The sequence below is a fragment of the Burkholderia sp. FW306-1C-G01B genome (assembly GCF_058781685.1).
In genome coordinates this window covers 145,831-163,032 of the sequence record NZ_JBYSWZ010000006.1, presented here as the reverse complement: position 1 = coordinate 163,032, position 17,202 = coordinate 145,831, and the positions used below count along the sequence as shown (strand labels likewise).

Here is a 17,202-nt window from a genome sequence, read left to right as displayed (position 1 = left end):
CGTGAACCCTGGCTAACTCATTCGACGGGCAGGCAAATTGTCATCCAGCAATCTGATCCGCATTCGCGGAGCACGTCAGCACAACCTCAAGAATATCGATCTCGACCTGCGCACCGGCGAAATGACGGTCGTCACCGGCCCGTCGGGCTCCGGCAAGTCGAGTCTCGTGTTCGACACGCTGTACGCGGAAGGCCAGCGGCGCTACGTCGAAACCTTCAGCGCGTACGCGCGGCAGTTCCTCGACCGGATGGACCGCCCGCAGGTCGACCGCGTCGACGGCGTGCCGCCCGCGATCGCGATCGACCAGACCAACCCGGTGCGCAGCTCGCGCTCGACCGTCGGCACGATGACCGAGCTGAACGATCACCTGAAGCTGCTGTACGCGCGCGCGGCCGAGCTGTTCGACCGCAAGACCGCGCGGCGGGTGCGGCACGACACGCCGGAGACGATCTACGCGGAGCTCGTCGCGCGCACGCAGGCGGACGATCCGCGGGTCGTCGTCACGTTTCCGGTCGAGCTGCCGGACTCGGCGTCCGATGAAGAAGTCACGCAATGGCTGTCCGCGAGCGGCTATACGCGCGTGCAGGCGCAGCGCGAAGTCGCGTCGCCCACCGGGCCGCGCAAGGTGCTCGACGTGGTGGCCGACCGCTTCCGCGTGCAGCAGGCCGACAAGGTGCGCGTCGTCGAGGCGATCGAGGCGTCGCTGAAGCGCGGCGGCGGGCGCGTGAACGTCTACGTGCTCGCGGCTGAGCCGGAAAACGCGGTCGGCGCGCCCGCGGAGCCGCAGGTGTGGCGCTTCTCCACCGGGCTCCATGATCCCGACAGCGACCTGCGCTACGCGGAGCCGCAGGCGGCGCTGTTCTCGTTCAACTCGGCCTACGGCGCGTGCGAAACCTGCCGCGGCTTCGGCCGCGTGATCGGCGTCGATCTCGGCCTGGTGATTCCCGACGCGCGCAAGACGCTGCGCGGCGGCGCGATCAAGCCGATGCAGACGCCCGCGTGGAAGGAGTGCCAGGACGACCTGATGCGCTACGCGGCGAAGGCCGACATCCGGCGCGATGTGCCGTGGGCCGAGCTGACGGACGCCGAGCGCGACTGGGTCGTCAACGGTTCGCCGGACTGGAACGGCAAGTGGCAGAGCCAGTGGTACGGCGTGAAGCGCTTCTTCGGCTACCTCGAATCGAAAGCGTACAAGATGCATATCCGCGTGCTGCTGTCGAAATACCGCAGCTACACGCCGTGCGACGTGTGCGGCGGCGCGCGCCTGAAGACGGAATCGCTGCAATGGCGGCTCGGCTCGAAAGAGAATGCCGACGGCGTGCTCGCGCCGGCCGATCGTTTCATGCCGCGCGGCGTCGACTGGAGCCGCGCGCAGCTCGAAGCGCTGCCGGGCCTGACCGTGCACGATCTGATGCTGCTGCCGATCGAGCGCATCCGCCGTTTCTTCGACGAAGTCAGCCTGCCGAGCGCGCTGCTCGACGACGCGCTGAAGCTGCTGCTCGCCGAAGTGCGTACGCGCCTGAAATACCTGTGCGACGTGGGGCTCGGCTATCTGACGCTCGACCGGCAGAGCCGCACGCTGTCGGGCGGCGAGGTGCAGCGGATCAACCTGACGACGGCGCTCGGCACGTCGCTCACGAAAACCCTGTTCGTGCTCGACGAACCGAGCATCGGGCTGCATCCGCGCGATCTCACGCGGATCGTCGAGGCGATGCAGCGGCTGCGCGACGCGGGCAATACGCTGGTCGTCGTCGAGCACGATCCGTCGGTGATGCTCGCGGCCGACCGGCTGATCGACATGGGCCCCGGCCCGGGCGAGCGCGGCGGCACGATCGTCTACGACGGCACGCCGGCCGACATCCGTTCGGCGCATACGCTGACGGGCGAATACCTCGGCGGCCGCAAGCATGTCGCGCATGCGTCGAACTGGGCGCGCCGGCCGGTCGACGCGGATACGCCGCGGATCGTGCTCGACGGCGCGAGCGAACACAACCTGCGCGACGTGACGGTCGAGATTCCGCTGCAACGGCTCGTCTGCGTGACGGGCGTGTCGGGTTCCGGCAAATCCACGCTGCTGCAGGACGTGCTCTATCCGGCGATGGCGCGGCACCACGGCAAGGCGACCGAGTCGCCGGGCGCGTACCGCAGCCTGACGGGCGCCGACCAGGTGGGCGACGTCGTATTCGTCGACCAGTCGCCGATCGGCAAGACCACGCGCTCGAACCCGGCGAGCTATGTCGGCGCGTTCGACGAGATCCGCAAGCTGTTCGCGAAGGCGCCGCTCGCGCTGCAACGCGGCTACGGCGCCGGCACGTTCAGCTTCAACTCGGGCGACGGCCGTTGCCCGACCTGCGGCGGCTCGGGCTTCGAGCACATCGAGATGCAGTTCCTGAGCGACGTGTACCTGCGTTGCCCGGATTGCGACGGCAGCCGCTACCGCGCCGAGATTCTCGAGGTGCGCATCGAGCGCGACGGCCGCGCGCTGAACATCGCCGACGTGCTCGACCTGACCGTCAGCGAAGCGGCCGCGTTCTTCGCGACCGACGCCGAGGTGCTGCGCGTGCTGCAGCCGATCGTCGATGTCGGGCTCGAATACGTGAAGCTCGGCCAGCCGGTGCCGACGCTGTCGGGCGGCGAAGCGCAGCGCCTGAAGCTGGCCGGCTTCCTCGCCGAATCCGCGGCGGCGGTCAACGGCCGCCGGGTCGTCACGGAAGAGGCGCGCGTCGCGCGTGCGCGGCTGTTCATGTTCGACGAGCCGACCACCGGGCTGCACTTCGACGACATCGCGAAGCTGATGCAGGCGTTCGGCAAGCTGCTTGCGGCCGGCCATTCGCTGATCGTGATCGAACACAACCTCGACGTGATTCGCGCGGCCGACTGGCTGATCGATCTGGGCCCGGAAGGCGGCGACGGCGGCGGCCTCGTGCTGTGCGCGGGCACGCCCGACGATGTGAAGGCGTGTGCCGAATCGCATACGGGCGTGGCGCTGCTGCAGTACGACCGCGCGATGGATGCCGAAGCACCGCTCGGCGACGAAGGCGTGCCGCTGCAGGCCGTGCTGAACGCCGCGCGCGAACGGCGCGCGGTCGAAGGCGAGGATGTCGTGCGGATCGTCAACGCGCGCGAGCACAACCTGAAGTCGCTCGACGTCGATATCCCGCACGGCAAGTTCAACGTGATCACCGGCGTGTCGGGTTCCGGCAAGTCGACGCTCGCGTTCGACATCCTGTTCCACGAAGGCCAGCGCCGCTACCTCGAATCGCTGAATGCGTATGCGCGCTCGATCGTGCAGCCGGCCGGCCGCCCCGAAGTCGATGCGGTGTACGGCATTCCGCCGACCGTCGCGATCGAGCAGCGGCTGTCGCGCGGCGGCCGCAAGAGCACGGTCGCGACGACGTCCGAAGTCTGGCACTTCCTGCGGCTGCTGTATGTGAAGCTCGGATTGCAGCATTGCATCCACGACGGCACGCCGGTCACGTCGCAATCCGTCGAATCGATCGCCGCGCAGTTGCTGCGCGATCATCGCGGCGAGCACGTCGGGCTGCTCGCGCCGCTCGTCGTCAACCGCAAGGGCGTGTATACCGATCTCGCGAAGTGGGCGAAGGCGCGCGGCAGCACGCATCTGCGCGTCGACGGCGAGTTCGTCACGGTCGATCCGTGGCCGAAGCTCGACCGCTTCCGCGAGCACACGATCGAGCTGCCGGTCGCCGATATCGTCGTATCGCCGGACAACGAGGCCGAGTTGCGGCGCGTGCTCGACGAAACGCTCGAACTCGGCAAGGGCGTGATGCATCTGCTCGCGCCGCTCGACGGGCTGCACGATGCGATGCAGAACGACCATTCGACCGCGCGCGTCGGCGCGGTCAAGGTGCTGTCGGTCAAGCGTGCGTGCCCGGTGTGCGGCACGAGCTACCCGGAGCTGGACCCGCGGATGTTCTCGTACAACAGCAAGCACGGCTGGTGCACGACCTGCGTCGGCACCGGCGTCACGCTCACGCGCGAACAGCGCGCCGCGTACGACGACACGGTGCTTGCCGAGGACGGCCGCGGCCGCGAGCAGACGCTGCCGTCGGACGAGCAGGAACCGGAAGGCGTCGGCAACGAGCCGTGCCCGGATTGCGGCGGCACGCGGCTGAACCCGTCCGCGCGCGCGGTCACGTTCGACGCGCATCCGATCGTCGAGGTCGCGCAGTGGACGGTGTCGGATACGCGGCGCTGGATCGACGGGCTGGAACTCACCGGGCGCGACGCGCAGATCGCGCGCGACATCGTCAGCGAGATCGGCAGCCGCCTCGCGTTTCTCGAGGAAGTCGGGCTCGGCTACCTGAGCCTCGACCGTGCGGCGCCGAGCCTGTCGGGCGGCGAAGCGCAGCGCATCCGGCTCGCCGCGCAGCTCGGCAGCAACCTGCAGGGCGTCTGCTACGTGCTCGACGAGCCGACGATCGGCCTGCATCCGCGCGACAACCAGATCCTGCTGGACGCGCTGCGCAAGCTCGGCGACAAGGGCAATACGCTGGTCGTCGTCGAGCACGACGAAGACACGATCCGCCGCGCCGATCACATCATCGACGTCGGCCCGGGCGCCGGCAAGCGCGGCGGCACGCTGGTCGCGCAGGGCGCGGTCGCGGATCTCGCCGCGCAGTCCGATTCGGTGACGGGGCGCCTGCTCGCGCAGCCGATGACGCATCCGCTGCAGCCGCGCCGTGCCGTGAGTCTGCCGGGCAGGAAGGGCGGGCCGGCGGTGCCGGAGGCCTGGCTGACCGTGCATGGCGCACGGCTGCACAACCTGCGCGACGTCACGGTCGGCATTCCGCTCGCGCGGCTCGTCGCGGTGACGGGCGTCAGCGGGTCGGGCAAGTCGACGCTCGCGCGCGACGTGCTGATGACGAACCTGCTCGACGCGGTCGGCCGCTCGGTGCTGTCGTCGCCGGCCACGCGGCGCGCGCGCAAGGCCGCGCAGCAGGACGCGCCGGCGGCCAACCGCCGCTCGAGCGTGCTCGCGCGCAGCGCGCCGCGGCCGTCGCTGAACGTTACGCATGCGTGGCAGGGCTGCGAGTCGTTGAGCGGCTGGGAGCAGATCGATCGCGTGCTCGAAGTCGATCAAACGCCGATCGGCAAGACGCCGCGTTCGTGCCCGGCCACCTATATCGGCGTGTGGGACACGATCCGCAAGCTGTTCGCGGACACGCTGGAAGCGCGCGCCCGCGGCTATACGGCGTCGCGTTTCTCGTTTAATACCGGCGACGGACGCTGCCCCGCGTGCGAAGGGCAAGGCGTGCGCACGATCGGCATGAGCTTCCTGCCCGACGTGAAGGTGCCGTGCGACGTGTGCCACGGGCAGCGCTTCAACCCGGAGACGCTTGCCGTCACGTGGCGCGGCCGGAACATCGGCGACGTGCTGACGATGGAGATCGACGAGGCAGTGGAGTTCTTTGCGCCGATCTCGAACATCGCGCATCCGCTGCAGCTGATGAAGGATGTCGGCCTCGGCTACCTGACGCTCGGCCAGCCGTCGCCGACGTTGTCCGGCGGCGAGGCGCAGCGCATCAAGCTCGTCACCGAGCTGACGAAGGTGCGCGACGACATCACGCGGCGCGGCCAGAAGGCGCCACATACGCTGTACGTGCTCGACGAGCCGACGGTCGGCCTGCACATGGCGGACGTCGCGAAGCTGATTCGCGTGCTGCATCGGCTGGTCGACGCGGGGCATAGCGTCGTCGTGATCGAGCATGACCTCGACGTGATCGCGGAAGCCGACTGGATCATCGATCTCGGGCCGGAGGGTGGCGTGGGCGGCGGCACGATCGTCGCGGCGGCGCCGCCGGAAGCGCTCGTGAAGGTGGGCGCGAGCCACACGGGGCAAGCGCTGAAGCCGGTGCTCGCGCGCACAGCGGCGGATGAGGGGGAAGCCGAGCGGCAGGGGGAAGCGCGGGTCGGTTGAATGCGGCGCTTCGGATGAGCGGCTCCGGTGTCGGTTCAGACACCGGGGCCGTTTTTATTTCACGCGTTTTTTCGGTCAGGCTGGCGGTGCGACGGACGCGCCGGTGATGCCGTGCCGCCGCAGGGAATCCGCGACAAAGCCCGACGCCTTCATGTCCTCGACGAATTCGTTCAGCGCCGCCGCGGCCGCCTCGCCGCGGCTCTTCGGCACGCCCATCGCCTGCCGGATCACCATGAACCGCTCGTCGAGCAGGCGCAGGCCCGTTGTCTTCGCGGCGTCGGCTTCGAGTTGCTGCTTCACGCCGGCCGCCACTTCGAGTTGCTGTTCGACGAACGTCTGCACGACGGCCTGCGACGTCGGCGCGCGCACGATCTGCGCGGCCTTCAGTTCGCGCGTGAGGAACAGGTCGTATGCGCTGCCCTTGCCGACGGTCACGCGGTTGTGCGGCTGGTCGACGTCCTCGTTCGTGTGGATCGGCGAAGCGTCGCGCACGAGATAGAAACCCTCGATCAGCACGTACGGCGCGGTGAACGCGACCGTTTCGCCGCGCAGCGGATCGACCGCGAAGAAGCCGAAATCGGCGCGCTCTTCGGTCAGCGCCTGCACTGATTTCCCGGCGGCGTCGAACACGACGAGTTCCAGCTCGGCCGACAGGCGCTCGGCGAACGCGCGCGCCAGATCGATCGACACGCCGAACGGTTCGCCGGTGGCCGGATCGCGGTTCGCGAGGATCGGGTTGCCGAGATTGATCGACGCGCGCAGCTTGCCGGTTGGGGTGAAGGCGGAGAGGATGGCAGGGGCGAGGGGCATGAGGGGCTCGTTTGGGGGCGGATGGGCGATGGTGCATCGACGTTGAGCTTATCACCGGGCCGTGGGGGAGCAGCGTGTTGTGGTGATGGAGGATTAGTGTCTGCACATGTCCTGCACTACAATTCCTCATCTGGGGTGCTGGACGCCGTCCGGGCTTCGTCCGTGGCGACACTTGCAAGCTTCGTGCCGGAGGGATGCCGTGCCTACTTACCAATACCGTTGTGAGAAGTGTGGCGAGACGTTCGAACATGTTGAACATCTCGCGGAGCATGAAACCGCTCACCCGCCCTGTCCAAAATGTGGAAGCGAACAGGTTCAGCATGCGCCCACGTCATTTGTAGCTAAGACGTCGAGCAAGAGTTGAGCCCGGTCCGCCAGCATCAATTCACTTTTTTGTGCGGTGATCCTTCCCGAGGCGAGAGACGCCTGCCCGGGGGATTAACGGCGGCGTATAAAACTTGTTCGCTGGCTAAATTGGCTGAGTTCGGCCAGAAACGGACACTTGACGTTAGCGCCCCGATCGTTGACACAATTGGATTTGCCATTAACCGTCTCGTTCCCCCGTACCGCATTTGACCTCACTTTCCGGCCCGCTTGCACGCCCGCGAGTGTGGTGCCGGCTCAGAGAATCGACCGATAGGTGCCGCCCTCGACGCGCACCGCAGCCCCGTTGGATGCCGCGCCGAGCGGACTGGCCAGCAACGCCACCATCGCGGCAATTTCGTCGGCCTCGATCATGCGGGCGATGAGGGAACTAGGGCGATACGTGTCGAAGAAGTGCGCTTCAATTTCCGCATCGGTCATATCGGGTCGCGGCGCGGTCTGCCGGAGATACGCCACGATGCCTTCAGAGCGCGTAGCGGACGGCAGTACGCTGTTGACGGTCACGCCCGTCCCTTTCGTCAGCTCCGCCATTCCGCGCGAGACTGCGAGTTGCGCCGATTTGCTGACACCGTAGTGCACCATGTCCGGTGGCGTGAATGCACCGACTTCGCTGGACATGAAGATCACACGCCCCCAGTTCTTCGCAAGCATGCGGGGAAAGTAGTGACGTGACAGCCGGACACCGGACATCACGTTGACGTCGATCATTCGCAGCCAGTCGTCATCGGTGATCTCCGCGAACGGCTTGGCTTCGTAGTAGCCGAGGTTATTCACGAGAATATCCGTATCAGGCTGTGCGTCGATCAGTTCTGCGACACCTCGCTCGCAGCTCACATCTGCGACGATTGCACGCACACTGCCGCGACGCGCAGCCGAGATCTCGGCTGCGGCTGCATCGAGCTTGTCGCGTTGCCGCCCGGTGATCGTCACCGCCACGCCTTCGCCGGCCAACGTTCGCGCGATCGCCATGCCGATGCCGGCAGTGGCGCCGGTGACGATCGCAGTTTTTCCTTCAAGTTGCAGATCCATGGTTTGCTTCTCCTTTATTCATCGAGGAACCAGCAATGCCGGTCCGTTGCGCGGCGTTACTTCAGCCGCTTCAGCATTTCATTGGCGACGTCGAGTGCTGACGCCGGGTTTTGGCCGGTTATCAATTCGCGATCGGCCACCATGTGAGCGGTAAACGGCACCTCGTTGCTGCTGTAGATTCCACCTGCGCGTTGCAATGCAGTTTGCGGATAGAACTTCATCATGCCGCCGCCGAGCAGTCCTTTGGCTTGCTCTTCTTCCGCGTTGCTGATCACCGTCATCCGATAACCGGCGTAGAGCCATTTCGGATCGCCATCGCCCACGTTTGCGGCCGCGAGCTTGCGTGTAAAGCCCTGCGCATCGGGCAGCGTCGACAGCAGCGCGATCGGGCCGTGGCAGACGAGCGCCGTGGTCTTGCCGCGCGCGTGAAAATCGGCCAGCAATCTGCCCACGGCGGCGCTGGTCGACAGGTCCTGCATCGGCGCGTGGCCACCGGGAACATAGACGGCATCGAAGTGCGCGTAACCGATTTGCTCCACCCGCGCCAGGCTGATCACCGGGGAATGCGTGCGCGACGTGATTTGCAGTTTGTCGAGCAACGCCCGGTAGTCGCGCGTCGCCTTGTCGTCGCCGTTGAAGTACATCTTGTCGGCCGACGTGGCGTCCATCGTCGGTGCCTTGCCCTGCGGCGTGGCGAAGGTCACCTGATGGCCGGCATCGAGCAGCGCTTTCACGGGCTGCATGAGTTCGTTCAGGTAGAAGCCCGTCGTGAAGACCTTGCCGTCCTTCAGATCGAGGTGGTCGGAATCCGACAGCACCACGAGCACGTTGGCAGCGTGAGCGCCGTATGCCGTCATGCCGAGCACGGCGGCCACGGCGAGCTTGCGCATCGAATGCATGGTTGTCTCCATGGGGAATGTCAGGCCTTGCCGGAACGGTTCAGCAAGAGGTGGCGAATGGCCGCCCCGACACCGGCGGCCGACTGCGGGTTCTGGCCGGTCACGAGGCATCCGTCGACGACGACCTTCGCGGTCCAGTTCGGTACCGGATGGTGAAGCGCGCCGCGCTGCATCAAGGTGCTTGCGAGCAGGAAGGGCACGACGCGATCGAGCTGGACCGCCCGCTCTTCTTCATCCGTGAAGGCGCTGAGGTTCTTGCCTGCGACGAGGTAAGTACCATCGCCGAGCTTCAAGTCGACCAGCGCGGCCGGTCCATGACATACCGCGGCCACGACGCCACCCGCCTCATAGATTTCGCGAGTCACCTTCTGCACGTCGGGATTGCCTGGAAAGTCCCACATCGCGCCGTGGCCGCCGGCAAAGAAGACAGCGGCATATTTCGACGCATCGACGTCGCCCAGCCGCTGCGTATGGCGGAGCGCGTCGCGGAAATCACGGTCGTTCCAATAGCGCGCATTGATTTCATCGGTCAGGTCGAGACCGTCGACGGGCGGCTCGCCGCCCTGGATCGACGCGAACTCGACCGGGATGCCGGCCACGTCGAGTTCAGCGAGCGGATGCGTTACTTCGCCGAGGTAAAAGCCGGTCGGCTCGCCGGTCGAGCCTTTCGTCGCGTGGCTCGTGAGGACGAACAGCACCGACAGATCGTCGCGGTCACGGTGTTCATCATTCATGGTCTGCTCCTTGATTTGCGTGGATGACCCAACGACGCAGTCACAATGCCGCCACTGTATTTGGATCAATCAAGGAGATAAACTTGGTTGAAAGTAAATCTTTTGTTCTTCGGAGGACAAGATGGCGAGAAGATTCGACCATCTCGGTGATGTGGAAGCATTCGTCACGGTGATCGAAAAAGGTTCCATGACCGCGGGCGCGGTTGCACTCGGCAGCACGCCTTCTGTCCTGAGCCGGGCCATTACGCGTCTGGAGACCCGGCTGGGCGTGCAGTTGCTGCGCCGGTCGACTCGACGGTTGAGCCTGACGGAGCATGGGCGGCTCTATCTGGAGCAATCGCGGGCGGCGTTTGCGCTGATCGACGACGCCGAACGGGCCATCCAGGGACATGGCGGCACGTTGACAGGTCATGTCCGGCTCAGCGTACCGACGACGTACGGACACTATCGTCTGCCGCCGGTGCTTAGACGGTTTACCCAGGAACATCCTCACGTTCGCGTGGAGCTGAATATCGCGAACCGGAACGTGGATCTGGTGGCCGAAGGTTTCGACCTCGCGATTCGCCTGGGCGAATTGCCGGACAGCGGCCTCGTCGCGCGCAAGCTCGAGGACGCGGCGCTGTGCCTCGTCGCGTCGCCCGGGTACGTGGCCGCGGCCGGCATGCCGGAAAACGTGGCCGACCTCGAGCAGCATCTTTGCTTGCCCTTCATGCTGCCCAGCAGCGGCCGTATTGCGCCATGGGTGTTCCGGGAAGGCGATCACGACGTGGATTGGCTACCGCCTTCGAATGTCGCGGTCTCCGACGACGTACTGGGTGTCGTATCGATGGCGCTGAGCGGCGCCGGCATCTGCCAGACCTATGACTTCATCGTTCAGGACCGAATCCGGGATGGCAAGCTCGTGGAAGTGCTGCCCCGTCTGCGAGGGCGCACACGGCCGTTCTCGGTCATCTATGCGCCGCATCGCCGCCTGTCTGCCGCTTCCCGTGCGCTGATCGACATGCTGATCGCGTCAGCCGCCGCCGCTTGACCCGATTGCGACACGGGTCCACCAACGACATCGCATCGCGATTCATCCTGCTTGGCAGCCGTGAGCGCATCGCACTGTTCGACTGCGCCGCCTCCTCCGAGATACGCAGGAAGGGCACGTCTGATTCGAAGCTGACAGCGGTTAGCACGGCCGCGCGAAGCATGGACAATCCGCAATACAGCAGCCCAGGCTGAATCCCCTTTTGCATGGACCACTGGAGGCGCACCGCAAAGAGGCGCTCGGCGTAACCGTTTCAGCTTGCAACCGCCCATCGTACTTGCATTGGCTTGAGAGCCCGTTGTGGGTCGGCTTCGGCCGACCGCATCAGGCGGCAGTCGGCCAGGAGCGGCCGGTCGACAAGAGTGCGTGAATCGTCGACAATCCGAGCAACCAGCCTAGTTCTTAATGCCGACAACAAAGGTGGCCCATCCCGCGGACCATCAATAAAACACTCTCGCAAATGCTGTTTAACAAAAGACCCGAATTTCGACGCCGACCGCCGAGTCCGTATCGCGAAGGAAGTATGGTCAATCGTGCGACCATGCTGTTCTCGTGGCTAGGTCGGGGAATATTCGGTCTCTTAAGCATTGTCTTGTTACTCGCGACGGCAGTGGCAGCGCCTGGAGCGGACTTGCCAACATCGAAGAAAGGGTGGTTCGCATTGGCTGCCATCATCGGTGGTGGCGTCCTTATTTGTATTGTTGTAGTTCGCTGGCTGCACCTTCCGGTTACTCAGAAAAGGTAATATTGCTTTTTTGCATAGAGACGCTTGCGAGGGATGCTGGACCTCATGAGGCTGAGTGCGGCCATGAAGCGTCGTTTGTCAATGTCAAAGAAGGCCCGACACTCAGATGTCGGCATCGCTCCGTTACTGGCCGTTTCCCTCCTTGGCCCCGAACGGCGTCAAGCCCCAAATAGCGGTCGAGTATCGTGCCGCTTTAGTCGCAGCCGATGGCAACGCACTGGCTGGAGACGTCAGATGCCGCGAAGCCCTAGTCAGGTTATCGGCGAGAAGTATCATCTCAAGCAAAAAAAATGACCCTGTCCTCGTTTATCATTTGCGCCACCACATGCGACCAAAGAAAAGGTAGGCGACTATGGACCAGATCATGCTGCATACATTTGAGTCTGACGTTGACAGGATCGCAGAGAAGTTGATCGAAGCATTTTCCCTGAAATTCGAGGGAGCCGCCGCGAAACTCAACGACTCGCTCATTCGCTGGCTTGACTATCGCCTTCGTTACATTGATCCGAAACCCCGAGAGATTGTACGTTCGATCGGGTTCGACAGTCGTGTACCGGCCGAAGCAAACCAAGCGCTCTCCAATTTTATTCGCATTGCGGAAACCGGCGGCGATCTTAACCCCTATGTCACAAAGACCGTTAAGAGCAATGATTCGAGCGGCGCAAAGCGTCAAATACGAACCGATGGTTTGTGGGCTGACTGGAATATTCATCACGCTCATCTAACGGAAACGCCATTGGCAGCTGGCGCGGAGTTCTCTGATCGCTCCGACTGGCTATTGTTCTTTATCGCATTACCTACTCAGATTGGCCTTATCGACGTACGTTCTCACAATGAACCTGGAATATTTCAAGCGGTGAACCTAGTGGAGAAGGCGATCGAGTCCTGGTCCGACCATTTTGAGATGTATAGATTGAAAGGTGTAGCTGGACTTGCACGCCCTCCTGCTTCTGATGCAAATTCGATCAAGTCTCTTCGCGCTGGTGGTGTCGCTGGTTTGCTAGAAATCGCCGGTAAAGTCTATATGCCTCCAGGTTTTGGCGTGACAACCGCGGCCACTTCAACGCGCGTCTCGCTAGAGCGAAACAAGGTCAAGCAACTAGCGCGAGCTGTTGGCGATTTTCTTTCCTTCCATGGAGAACTCGTTCGTTCCTCTCTGGCGGAGGGTAAGCCTCATCCCACCTTGTCCCTTCGCGTATCCGACCACGGACGCCTCGTGGCCTATTCCGAGACTGAAAAGCGAACTGAAAGCATCCCCGCAAACGGACGGAGTACGGCTCGCACCGAACTTGAAGAAAGACTGCTGCCACAATGGACAGCTGACCGTTTGGTCGCCCACCTCGCGGCAGTCGGAAGCCCGACGGTGAAGTCAACGCACTGAACGGGAGCATTGACTGGGAAGCGTCGACAACGCCAGCCAGCGTACGACCGCTGCACATCCAAAAGCGACACTGGGCTGTAGACGAAATAACTGACCGCTGAGGGTCGGTTTGAGACGGTCCCGTGCTGCCGGGACCGCAGCTGGCCGAGTCCGGGAAGAGACATTTATGCATGGGAGTAAAATCGTCAACAATCGGCCGCCAGGTCTGGCGGCCGTTTTCGGTTTGCGAGACGAAGCGATGAAGGTAACGATTGCGTACATCGAAGAACCTCCGTTCGGCTGGACCGAAGCGGATGGCACCGCTACCGGTGCAGATATCGAGCTCGCTGGGACGATCCTGCGACAGATCGGCGTCACCAGGATCGAGCATTGCCTGACGACGTTCAGCGAATTGCTATCCGGCGTTGAAGAAGGTCGTTGGGACATGAACGTTCCTCTCTTTGTGACGCCGCAGCGTGCCAATACTGTGGCGTTCAGCGTGCCGGTGTGGGGAATCGAGGACGGCTTTCTGGTTCGACCAGGAAACCCGAGAGCGCTCAGTAGCTATTCCTCAATCGCCGAATGTCCCGATGCGCGCCTCGGCATCATTGCCGGACAGGTACAGCATGATTCGGCGACGGCGTCAGGCGTAAGTCAGGAGCAAATCGTCATCTTCGAGCAACAAGCCGACGCGATCGTGGCCGTTCTCTCTGGCGCGATTGACGCATATGCGAGTACGGCCTTGGGAAATCGAATTGTTGCGAGCCGGATGGGCAACTCGGTGATCGAGGCCGTTGCGCACGAGCCGGAAATGAACGGCAGACAGCGGACGCCTCCGCTGGGAGCGTTTTCATTTAACCGAGAGAACGGGGATCTTTTAAAAGCGGTTAATCAGCAACTTCGTTCATATCTCGGTTCGCCAGATCATCGCGCTCGCATGGCGAGATTTGGGCTGACAGATAGTGAGATCGATCCAGCTGTCTTGAACGCAGGATAGGTCGGCTTTCGGCCACGAGGGGACCCTCGGTATTGACCCGCAGGTGACCGCTATGGGACGCCTGACGGACAAATTGGCTGAACAGCCTCTGACACGCTTTCGTCGTGCGCGATTCGAAGTGACGCACTGGAAACCGCCCGGTCTAGGCAGCCGGATTGCGCCTCAAGGAACGGGATCTCCGGCACTGGCAGCGCGCAGGCGATCAAAATCAAGAATAACGATTTCCCCGAACTTCAGATCGACGATACCCTGACTCTCAAGGTTCTTGAGTAGCTGGTTCGTCGTCTGCCGAGTAAGCGAAACCATTGAAGCCAAGGTATCTTGCGAGAGCCTTATCCTGCTCTGTTCCGCATTAATCCCTCCGTAGCCACAAGCGATCAGCAATAGGCGACTTGCCAGGCGCTGGGCGGCGGGTAACAGTATCATGGCTTCGTTGTTCTCAAAGGAGATCCGGATTTTTTGCGCCATCAACAAGCCAAAATGTCGCCAGTAAGTAGGATGAGCTCCAAGCAGGGTTTCCAATGCGGGACCGGGTACGTGAAGCACAAGAGTCTTACCGATTGCTGAGGCATCGTGCGGGCGAGGCAGTCCATCGAACATTGAGACTTCCCCAATCCAGGCGGTCGGGCCAAGTACGGCGAGCAACGCTTCTTTTCCATCCGCTCCGACGGTGCCGATCGACAATGCACCATCGAGAATCGCGTACAGGCCGAACGACCGTTCTCCTCGCCGATAGAGCGGTTGCCCCTTCTTTAATCGGACCAGATCAGAGCGAGCGACAAGATAGTCCTGAAGCTCGATCGGCAAATCCTTGAACCACGGTGTTGTTGCAAGTTGTGGTCGATAGCGTTGTACATCGGAATTCATACGATCCCAATCTGTCGGGTAGCTGATAGATATTAGCCTGCTTTGACGACATGATCGGGGCTCATATCTGACGGCGCGGGAAGGTGATCGCGGGCGTCAGCCCTGTTCGAGCGGCCCGAGTGGCAGCGATGGCAAAACGCCTGGGTATGCCGTCACACGCGAGCTGAACGAATGACTCCCTCGAGGAACATAGTCGTGGAACATAAACATATTCCGGGTCTTGTCGATGTCATCAAGGTGGATCAGCCTGCCGACATCCTTCAAATCGCGCGTGATGGCACGCTAGACCGCGCCTTTGGGACGGGCAAGCCGTTTCTCAACAGTCTGTTGGTCCGCCGCATACTCGGGGTGCTGTCCCTCAAAGGTCATCGATTCCCGACGATGAGCGCGAGAAAGGCAACTGGACGCGAGATCCAACAGGACGCGTTGTGGCAAAGACTCAATGCCATCGCACCGGATATCCGCACCGCTCCTGCCGACCTGGAGCCATTGGCAGCGTGGGTTCGCGACACAAACACCGACGTTGCAGTCGGGCCGCTTGTGCAACAGGTCATAGGCCGTTTATTCAGTCCCACCTTTGAAGCTGGCGAGGCCACCTGGGCCGCCGCTGAAGTGATTGCTGCATCGCTTGCGCCGGGGAATGCGCTGCGCAATCTGGTCTGGCAAGTGACCGGTAAGGTGACGCGTGCCAAGGCGTTACTCGCTTCGATGGTCGGTGGTGACCTTGCAGGCGTCCACGCGGTCGGCGTAGCAATACACAATGTCGTAAAAGGCCTGAATCAAATGCGTGATCTTTATCTCGACGCCGCGGTGCGGCAGACACTCACGCCCGAGATGGCTAGCCGTCGCTGCCTTTTCGCCCCGGCCGTGGTCCTTCGTCAAGCGACAGAGGGGGGAACGGTCGGTGGCTGCCCCTACTCTGCGGGTACGCTTCTGCTGTTGGAACTAGAGAAGGCTCGGCAGACGGGTGGTGACGAATCGATGATTTTTCTTGCCGACACCTGGAGTCGCTGCCCGGCCGAGCAATGGGTGCCTGCGATGCTGGAAGGCGTATGGAGACGAGCCACAAGCGCTCACGAACAGTAAGATCCGCTTCGTTTGCGCCGTAGCCGGTGTGTACACGTCGAGCAAGCATATCGGCGGTCGAGATATCCTCCTGGTCATTTGGTCGTTGGTTTCCTGAAGAACAAGCGCTGCCCCAAAACCAAGGGGAGACTGCGGCGGCTCAACATCGGGGGGCTGGTTCATGGCAAACAAGGGTCATCGGCGCGAACGATGCCAAGGGCCGCTCGGGGTCGGGTTGAGCCAGTCGCAGTCCGCCGGGACTGCGGCCGGCCGAGTCCGGCGGCGGATTCAACCGGTCGATGCAACACACTAGACGCTGCGTAAGCAGTGGAGGTGTTGCAAATGAAGCAGCGGCGCAGGATCTACTACACTGAGACTCAAAAGGCACTGATGTGGGAGCGGTGGCGCAAAGGTGACACGCTCCATCAGATTGCCCAACTGTTCGATCGCCACCATTCCTCTATTCAGGGGATTCTTGCCAGAACTGGCGGAATACAGCCAGCGCCTCGACACCGCTCCCAGCTTGCCTTGACGCTTGCCGAGCGCGAGGAAATCTCGCGCGCAGTCGTCGCCGGCCAGTCGATTCGATCGATAGCGGCGCGATTAGGACGTGCACCATCTACGATCAGCCGCGAGGTGCAGCGAAATGGCGGAAGGCAGGACTATCGGGCGAGCCAGGCCGACGCGCTCGCCTGGGACCGCGCACGGCGCCCAAAGACATGTAAGCTGGTCAGGAATCGGACACTCGCCCAGGTTGTGGCAAGCAAGCTCCGATTGCAGTGGTCGCCGGAGCAGATTGCGGGTTGGCTCAAGCACGTGTATGCGGTCAACAAGGACTATCAGGTGTCGCACGAGACTATCTATCGGAGCCTCTATATCCAGGCCCGTGGTGCGCTGAAAAGAGAGCTGCTGGAACACCTGCGCCGTTCTCGGGCCATGCGTCGATCGCGTCAACACACACTGAAGAGCGAGGATCGTACGAACATCCGCGATGCCATATCAATCAGTGAACGCCCGGGCACTGCCGAGGACCGAGCAATACCCGGGCACTGGGAAGGCGATCTGCTGTTCGGCAACGCCAACAGTCAGATTGCAACACTCGTCGAACGCCAGACTCGGTTCGTGATGTTGGTAAAGATCTCCAGCAAGGACTCTGAGGCTGTCGTCAATGCTCTGATAAGACACGCCGGCAAGCTACCACAGGAATTGTATAAATCGCTGACGTGGGATCGGGGCACGGAGATGGCTGGCCACAAGCGCTTCACTGTCGCGACGGACATCAAGGTCTACTTCTGCGATCCCCAGCATCCCTGGCAACGCGAGCCTATCCGAACCTTTGTG

The 17,202-nt window shown here is 62.9% G+C and carries 11 protein-coding genes and 1 pseudogene; 7 read left to right on the top strand and 5 right to left on the bottom strand.

Going from position 1 to position 17,202, the window contains the following annotated elements; all coding sequences use genetic code 11:
* Positions 1 to 37 precede the first annotated feature (37 nt).
* Positions 38 to 5,941 carry an excinuclease ABC subunit UvrA gene (gene uvrA, locus AC3WLY_RS14145; RefSeq protein WP_492308726.1) on the top strand — a complete coding sequence of 1,968 codons (5,904 nt, stop codon included), beginning with the start codon at positions 38 to 40 and terminating at the stop codon, positions 5,939 to 5,941.
* Positions 5,942 to 6,016: 75 nt separating this feature from the next.
* Here the strand turns inward: uvrA and AC3WLY_RS14140 are convergent, their stop codons facing one another.
* Positions 6,017 to 6,751, bottom strand: coding sequence for an ABC transporter substrate-binding protein (locus AC3WLY_RS14140; RefSeq protein ID WP_492308734.1), 735 nt, complete (start codon positions 6,749 to 6,751; stop codon positions 6,017 to 6,019).
* Positions 6,752 to 6,950: 199 nt separating this feature from the next.
* On the opposite strand from AC3WLY_RS14140, the gene AC3WLY_RS14135 reads away from it, so the two are divergent.
* Positions 6,951 to 7,115 carry an FmdB family zinc ribbon protein gene (locus AC3WLY_RS14135; RefSeq protein ID WP_175963460.1) on the top strand — a complete coding sequence of 55 codons (165 nt, stop codon included), beginning with the start codon at positions 6,951 to 6,953 and terminating at the stop codon, positions 7,113 to 7,115.
* Between the two features lie 257 nt (positions 7,116 to 7,372).
* On the opposite strand, the gene AC3WLY_RS14130 is transcribed toward AC3WLY_RS14135, so the two are convergent.
* Genes AC3WLY_RS14130 through AC3WLY_RS14120 form a run of 3 tightly spaced genes read right to left on the bottom strand, consistent with a single transcriptional unit; the run spans position 7,373 to position 9,797 of the window.
* Positions 7,373 to 8,164: an SDR family NAD(P)-dependent oxidoreductase gene (locus AC3WLY_RS14130; protein WP_175963461.1), complete on the bottom strand. Its 792-nt coding sequence runs from the start codon at positions 8,162 to 8,164 to the stop codon at positions 7,373 to 7,375.
* A 56-nt stretch (positions 8,165 to 8,220) separates the two neighbouring features.
* A complete protein-coding gene (locus tag AC3WLY_RS14125; protein WP_310136254.1) occupies positions 8,221 to 9,063 on the bottom strand; it encodes a type 1 glutamine amidotransferase domain-containing protein in 843 nt (280 codons plus the stop codon).
* A gap of 20 nt (positions 9,064 to 9,083) precedes the next feature.
* Positions 9,084 to 9,797, bottom strand: a complete 714-nt coding sequence (locus tag AC3WLY_RS14120; protein WP_204421081.1) for a type 1 glutamine amidotransferase domain-containing protein — start codon at positions 9,795 to 9,797, stop codon at positions 9,084 to 9,086.
* 121 nt (positions 9,798 to 9,918) lie between these two features.
* Here AC3WLY_RS14120 and AC3WLY_RS14115 point away from each other — a divergent pair, with 121 nt between their 5' ends.
* From AC3WLY_RS14115 to AC3WLY_RS14105, 3 genes are all read left to right on the top strand, one after another.
* Complete coding sequence (locus AC3WLY_RS14115; protein ID WP_175963463.1) at positions 9,919 to 10,827, top strand: LysR family transcriptional regulator; 909 nt, start codon at positions 9,919 to 9,921, stop codon at positions 10,825 to 10,827.
* 1,097 nt (positions 10,828 to 11,924) lie between these two features.
* A complete protein-coding gene (locus tag AC3WLY_RS14110) occupies positions 11,925 to 12,953 on the top strand; it encodes a hypothetical protein (protein WP_310136258.1) in 1,029 nt (342 codons plus the stop codon).
* A gap of 238 nt (positions 12,954 to 13,191) precedes the next feature.
* Entirely contained in the window at positions 13,192 to 13,929 is a 738-nt protein-coding gene (locus tag AC3WLY_RS14105; RefSeq protein ID WP_175963465.1) for a transporter substrate-binding domain-containing protein, read from the top strand.
* Between the two features lie 162 nt (positions 13,930 to 14,091).
* Here the strand turns inward: AC3WLY_RS14105 and AC3WLY_RS14100 are convergent, their stop codons facing one another.
* A complete protein-coding gene (locus tag AC3WLY_RS14100; protein ID WP_492309508.1) occupies positions 14,092 to 14,796 on the bottom strand; it encodes a Crp/Fnr family transcriptional regulator in 705 nt (234 codons plus the stop codon).
* Positions 14,797 to 14,991: 195 nt separating this feature from the next.
* On the opposite strand from AC3WLY_RS14100, the gene AC3WLY_RS14095 reads away from it, so the two are divergent.
* Both AC3WLY_RS14095 and AC3WLY_RS14090 read left to right on the top strand, forming a co-directional pair.
* A complete protein-coding gene (locus AC3WLY_RS14095) occupies positions 14,992 to 15,882 on the top strand; it encodes a hypothetical protein (protein ID WP_244137414.1) in 891 nt (296 codons plus the stop codon).
* 321 nt (positions 15,883 to 16,203) lie between these two features.
* Positions 16,204 to 17,181, top strand: a pseudogene (locus AC3WLY_RS14090) (IS30 family transposase); the annotation flags it as partial.
* Between the last annotated feature and the right edge of the window lie 21 nt (positions 17,182 to 17,202).

Coding starts and splice junctions, on each gene's coding strand:
- AC3WLY_RS14140 (WP_492308734.1), bottom strand. CDS start 6,751: ATGCCCCTCGCCCCTGCCATCCTCTCCGCCTTCACCCCAACCGGCAAG.
- AC3WLY_RS14125 (WP_310136254.1), bottom strand. CDS start 9,063: ATGCATTCGATGCGCAAGCTCGCCGTGGCCGCCGTGCTCGGCATGACG.
- AC3WLY_RS14115 (WP_175963463.1), top strand. CDS start 9,919: ATGGCGAGAAGATTCGACCATCTCGGTGATGTGGAAGCATTCGTCACG.
- AC3WLY_RS14120 (WP_204421081.1), bottom strand. CDS start 9,797: ATGAATGATGAACACCGTGACCGCGACGATCTGTCGGTGCTGTTCGTC.
- AC3WLY_RS14130 (WP_175963461.1), bottom strand. CDS start 8,164: ATGGATCTGCAACTTGAAGGAAAAACTGCGATCGTCACCGGCGCCACT.
- AC3WLY_RS14100 (WP_492309508.1), bottom strand. CDS start 14,796: ATGAATTCCGATGTACAACGCTATCGACCACAACTTGCAACAACACCG.
- AC3WLY_RS14105 (WP_175963465.1), top strand. CDS start 13,192: ATGAAGGTAACGATTGCGTACATCGAAGAACCTCCGTTCGGCTGGACC.
- AC3WLY_RS14110 (WP_310136258.1), top strand. CDS start 11,925: ATGGACCAGATCATGCTGCATACATTTGAGTCTGACGTTGACAGGATC.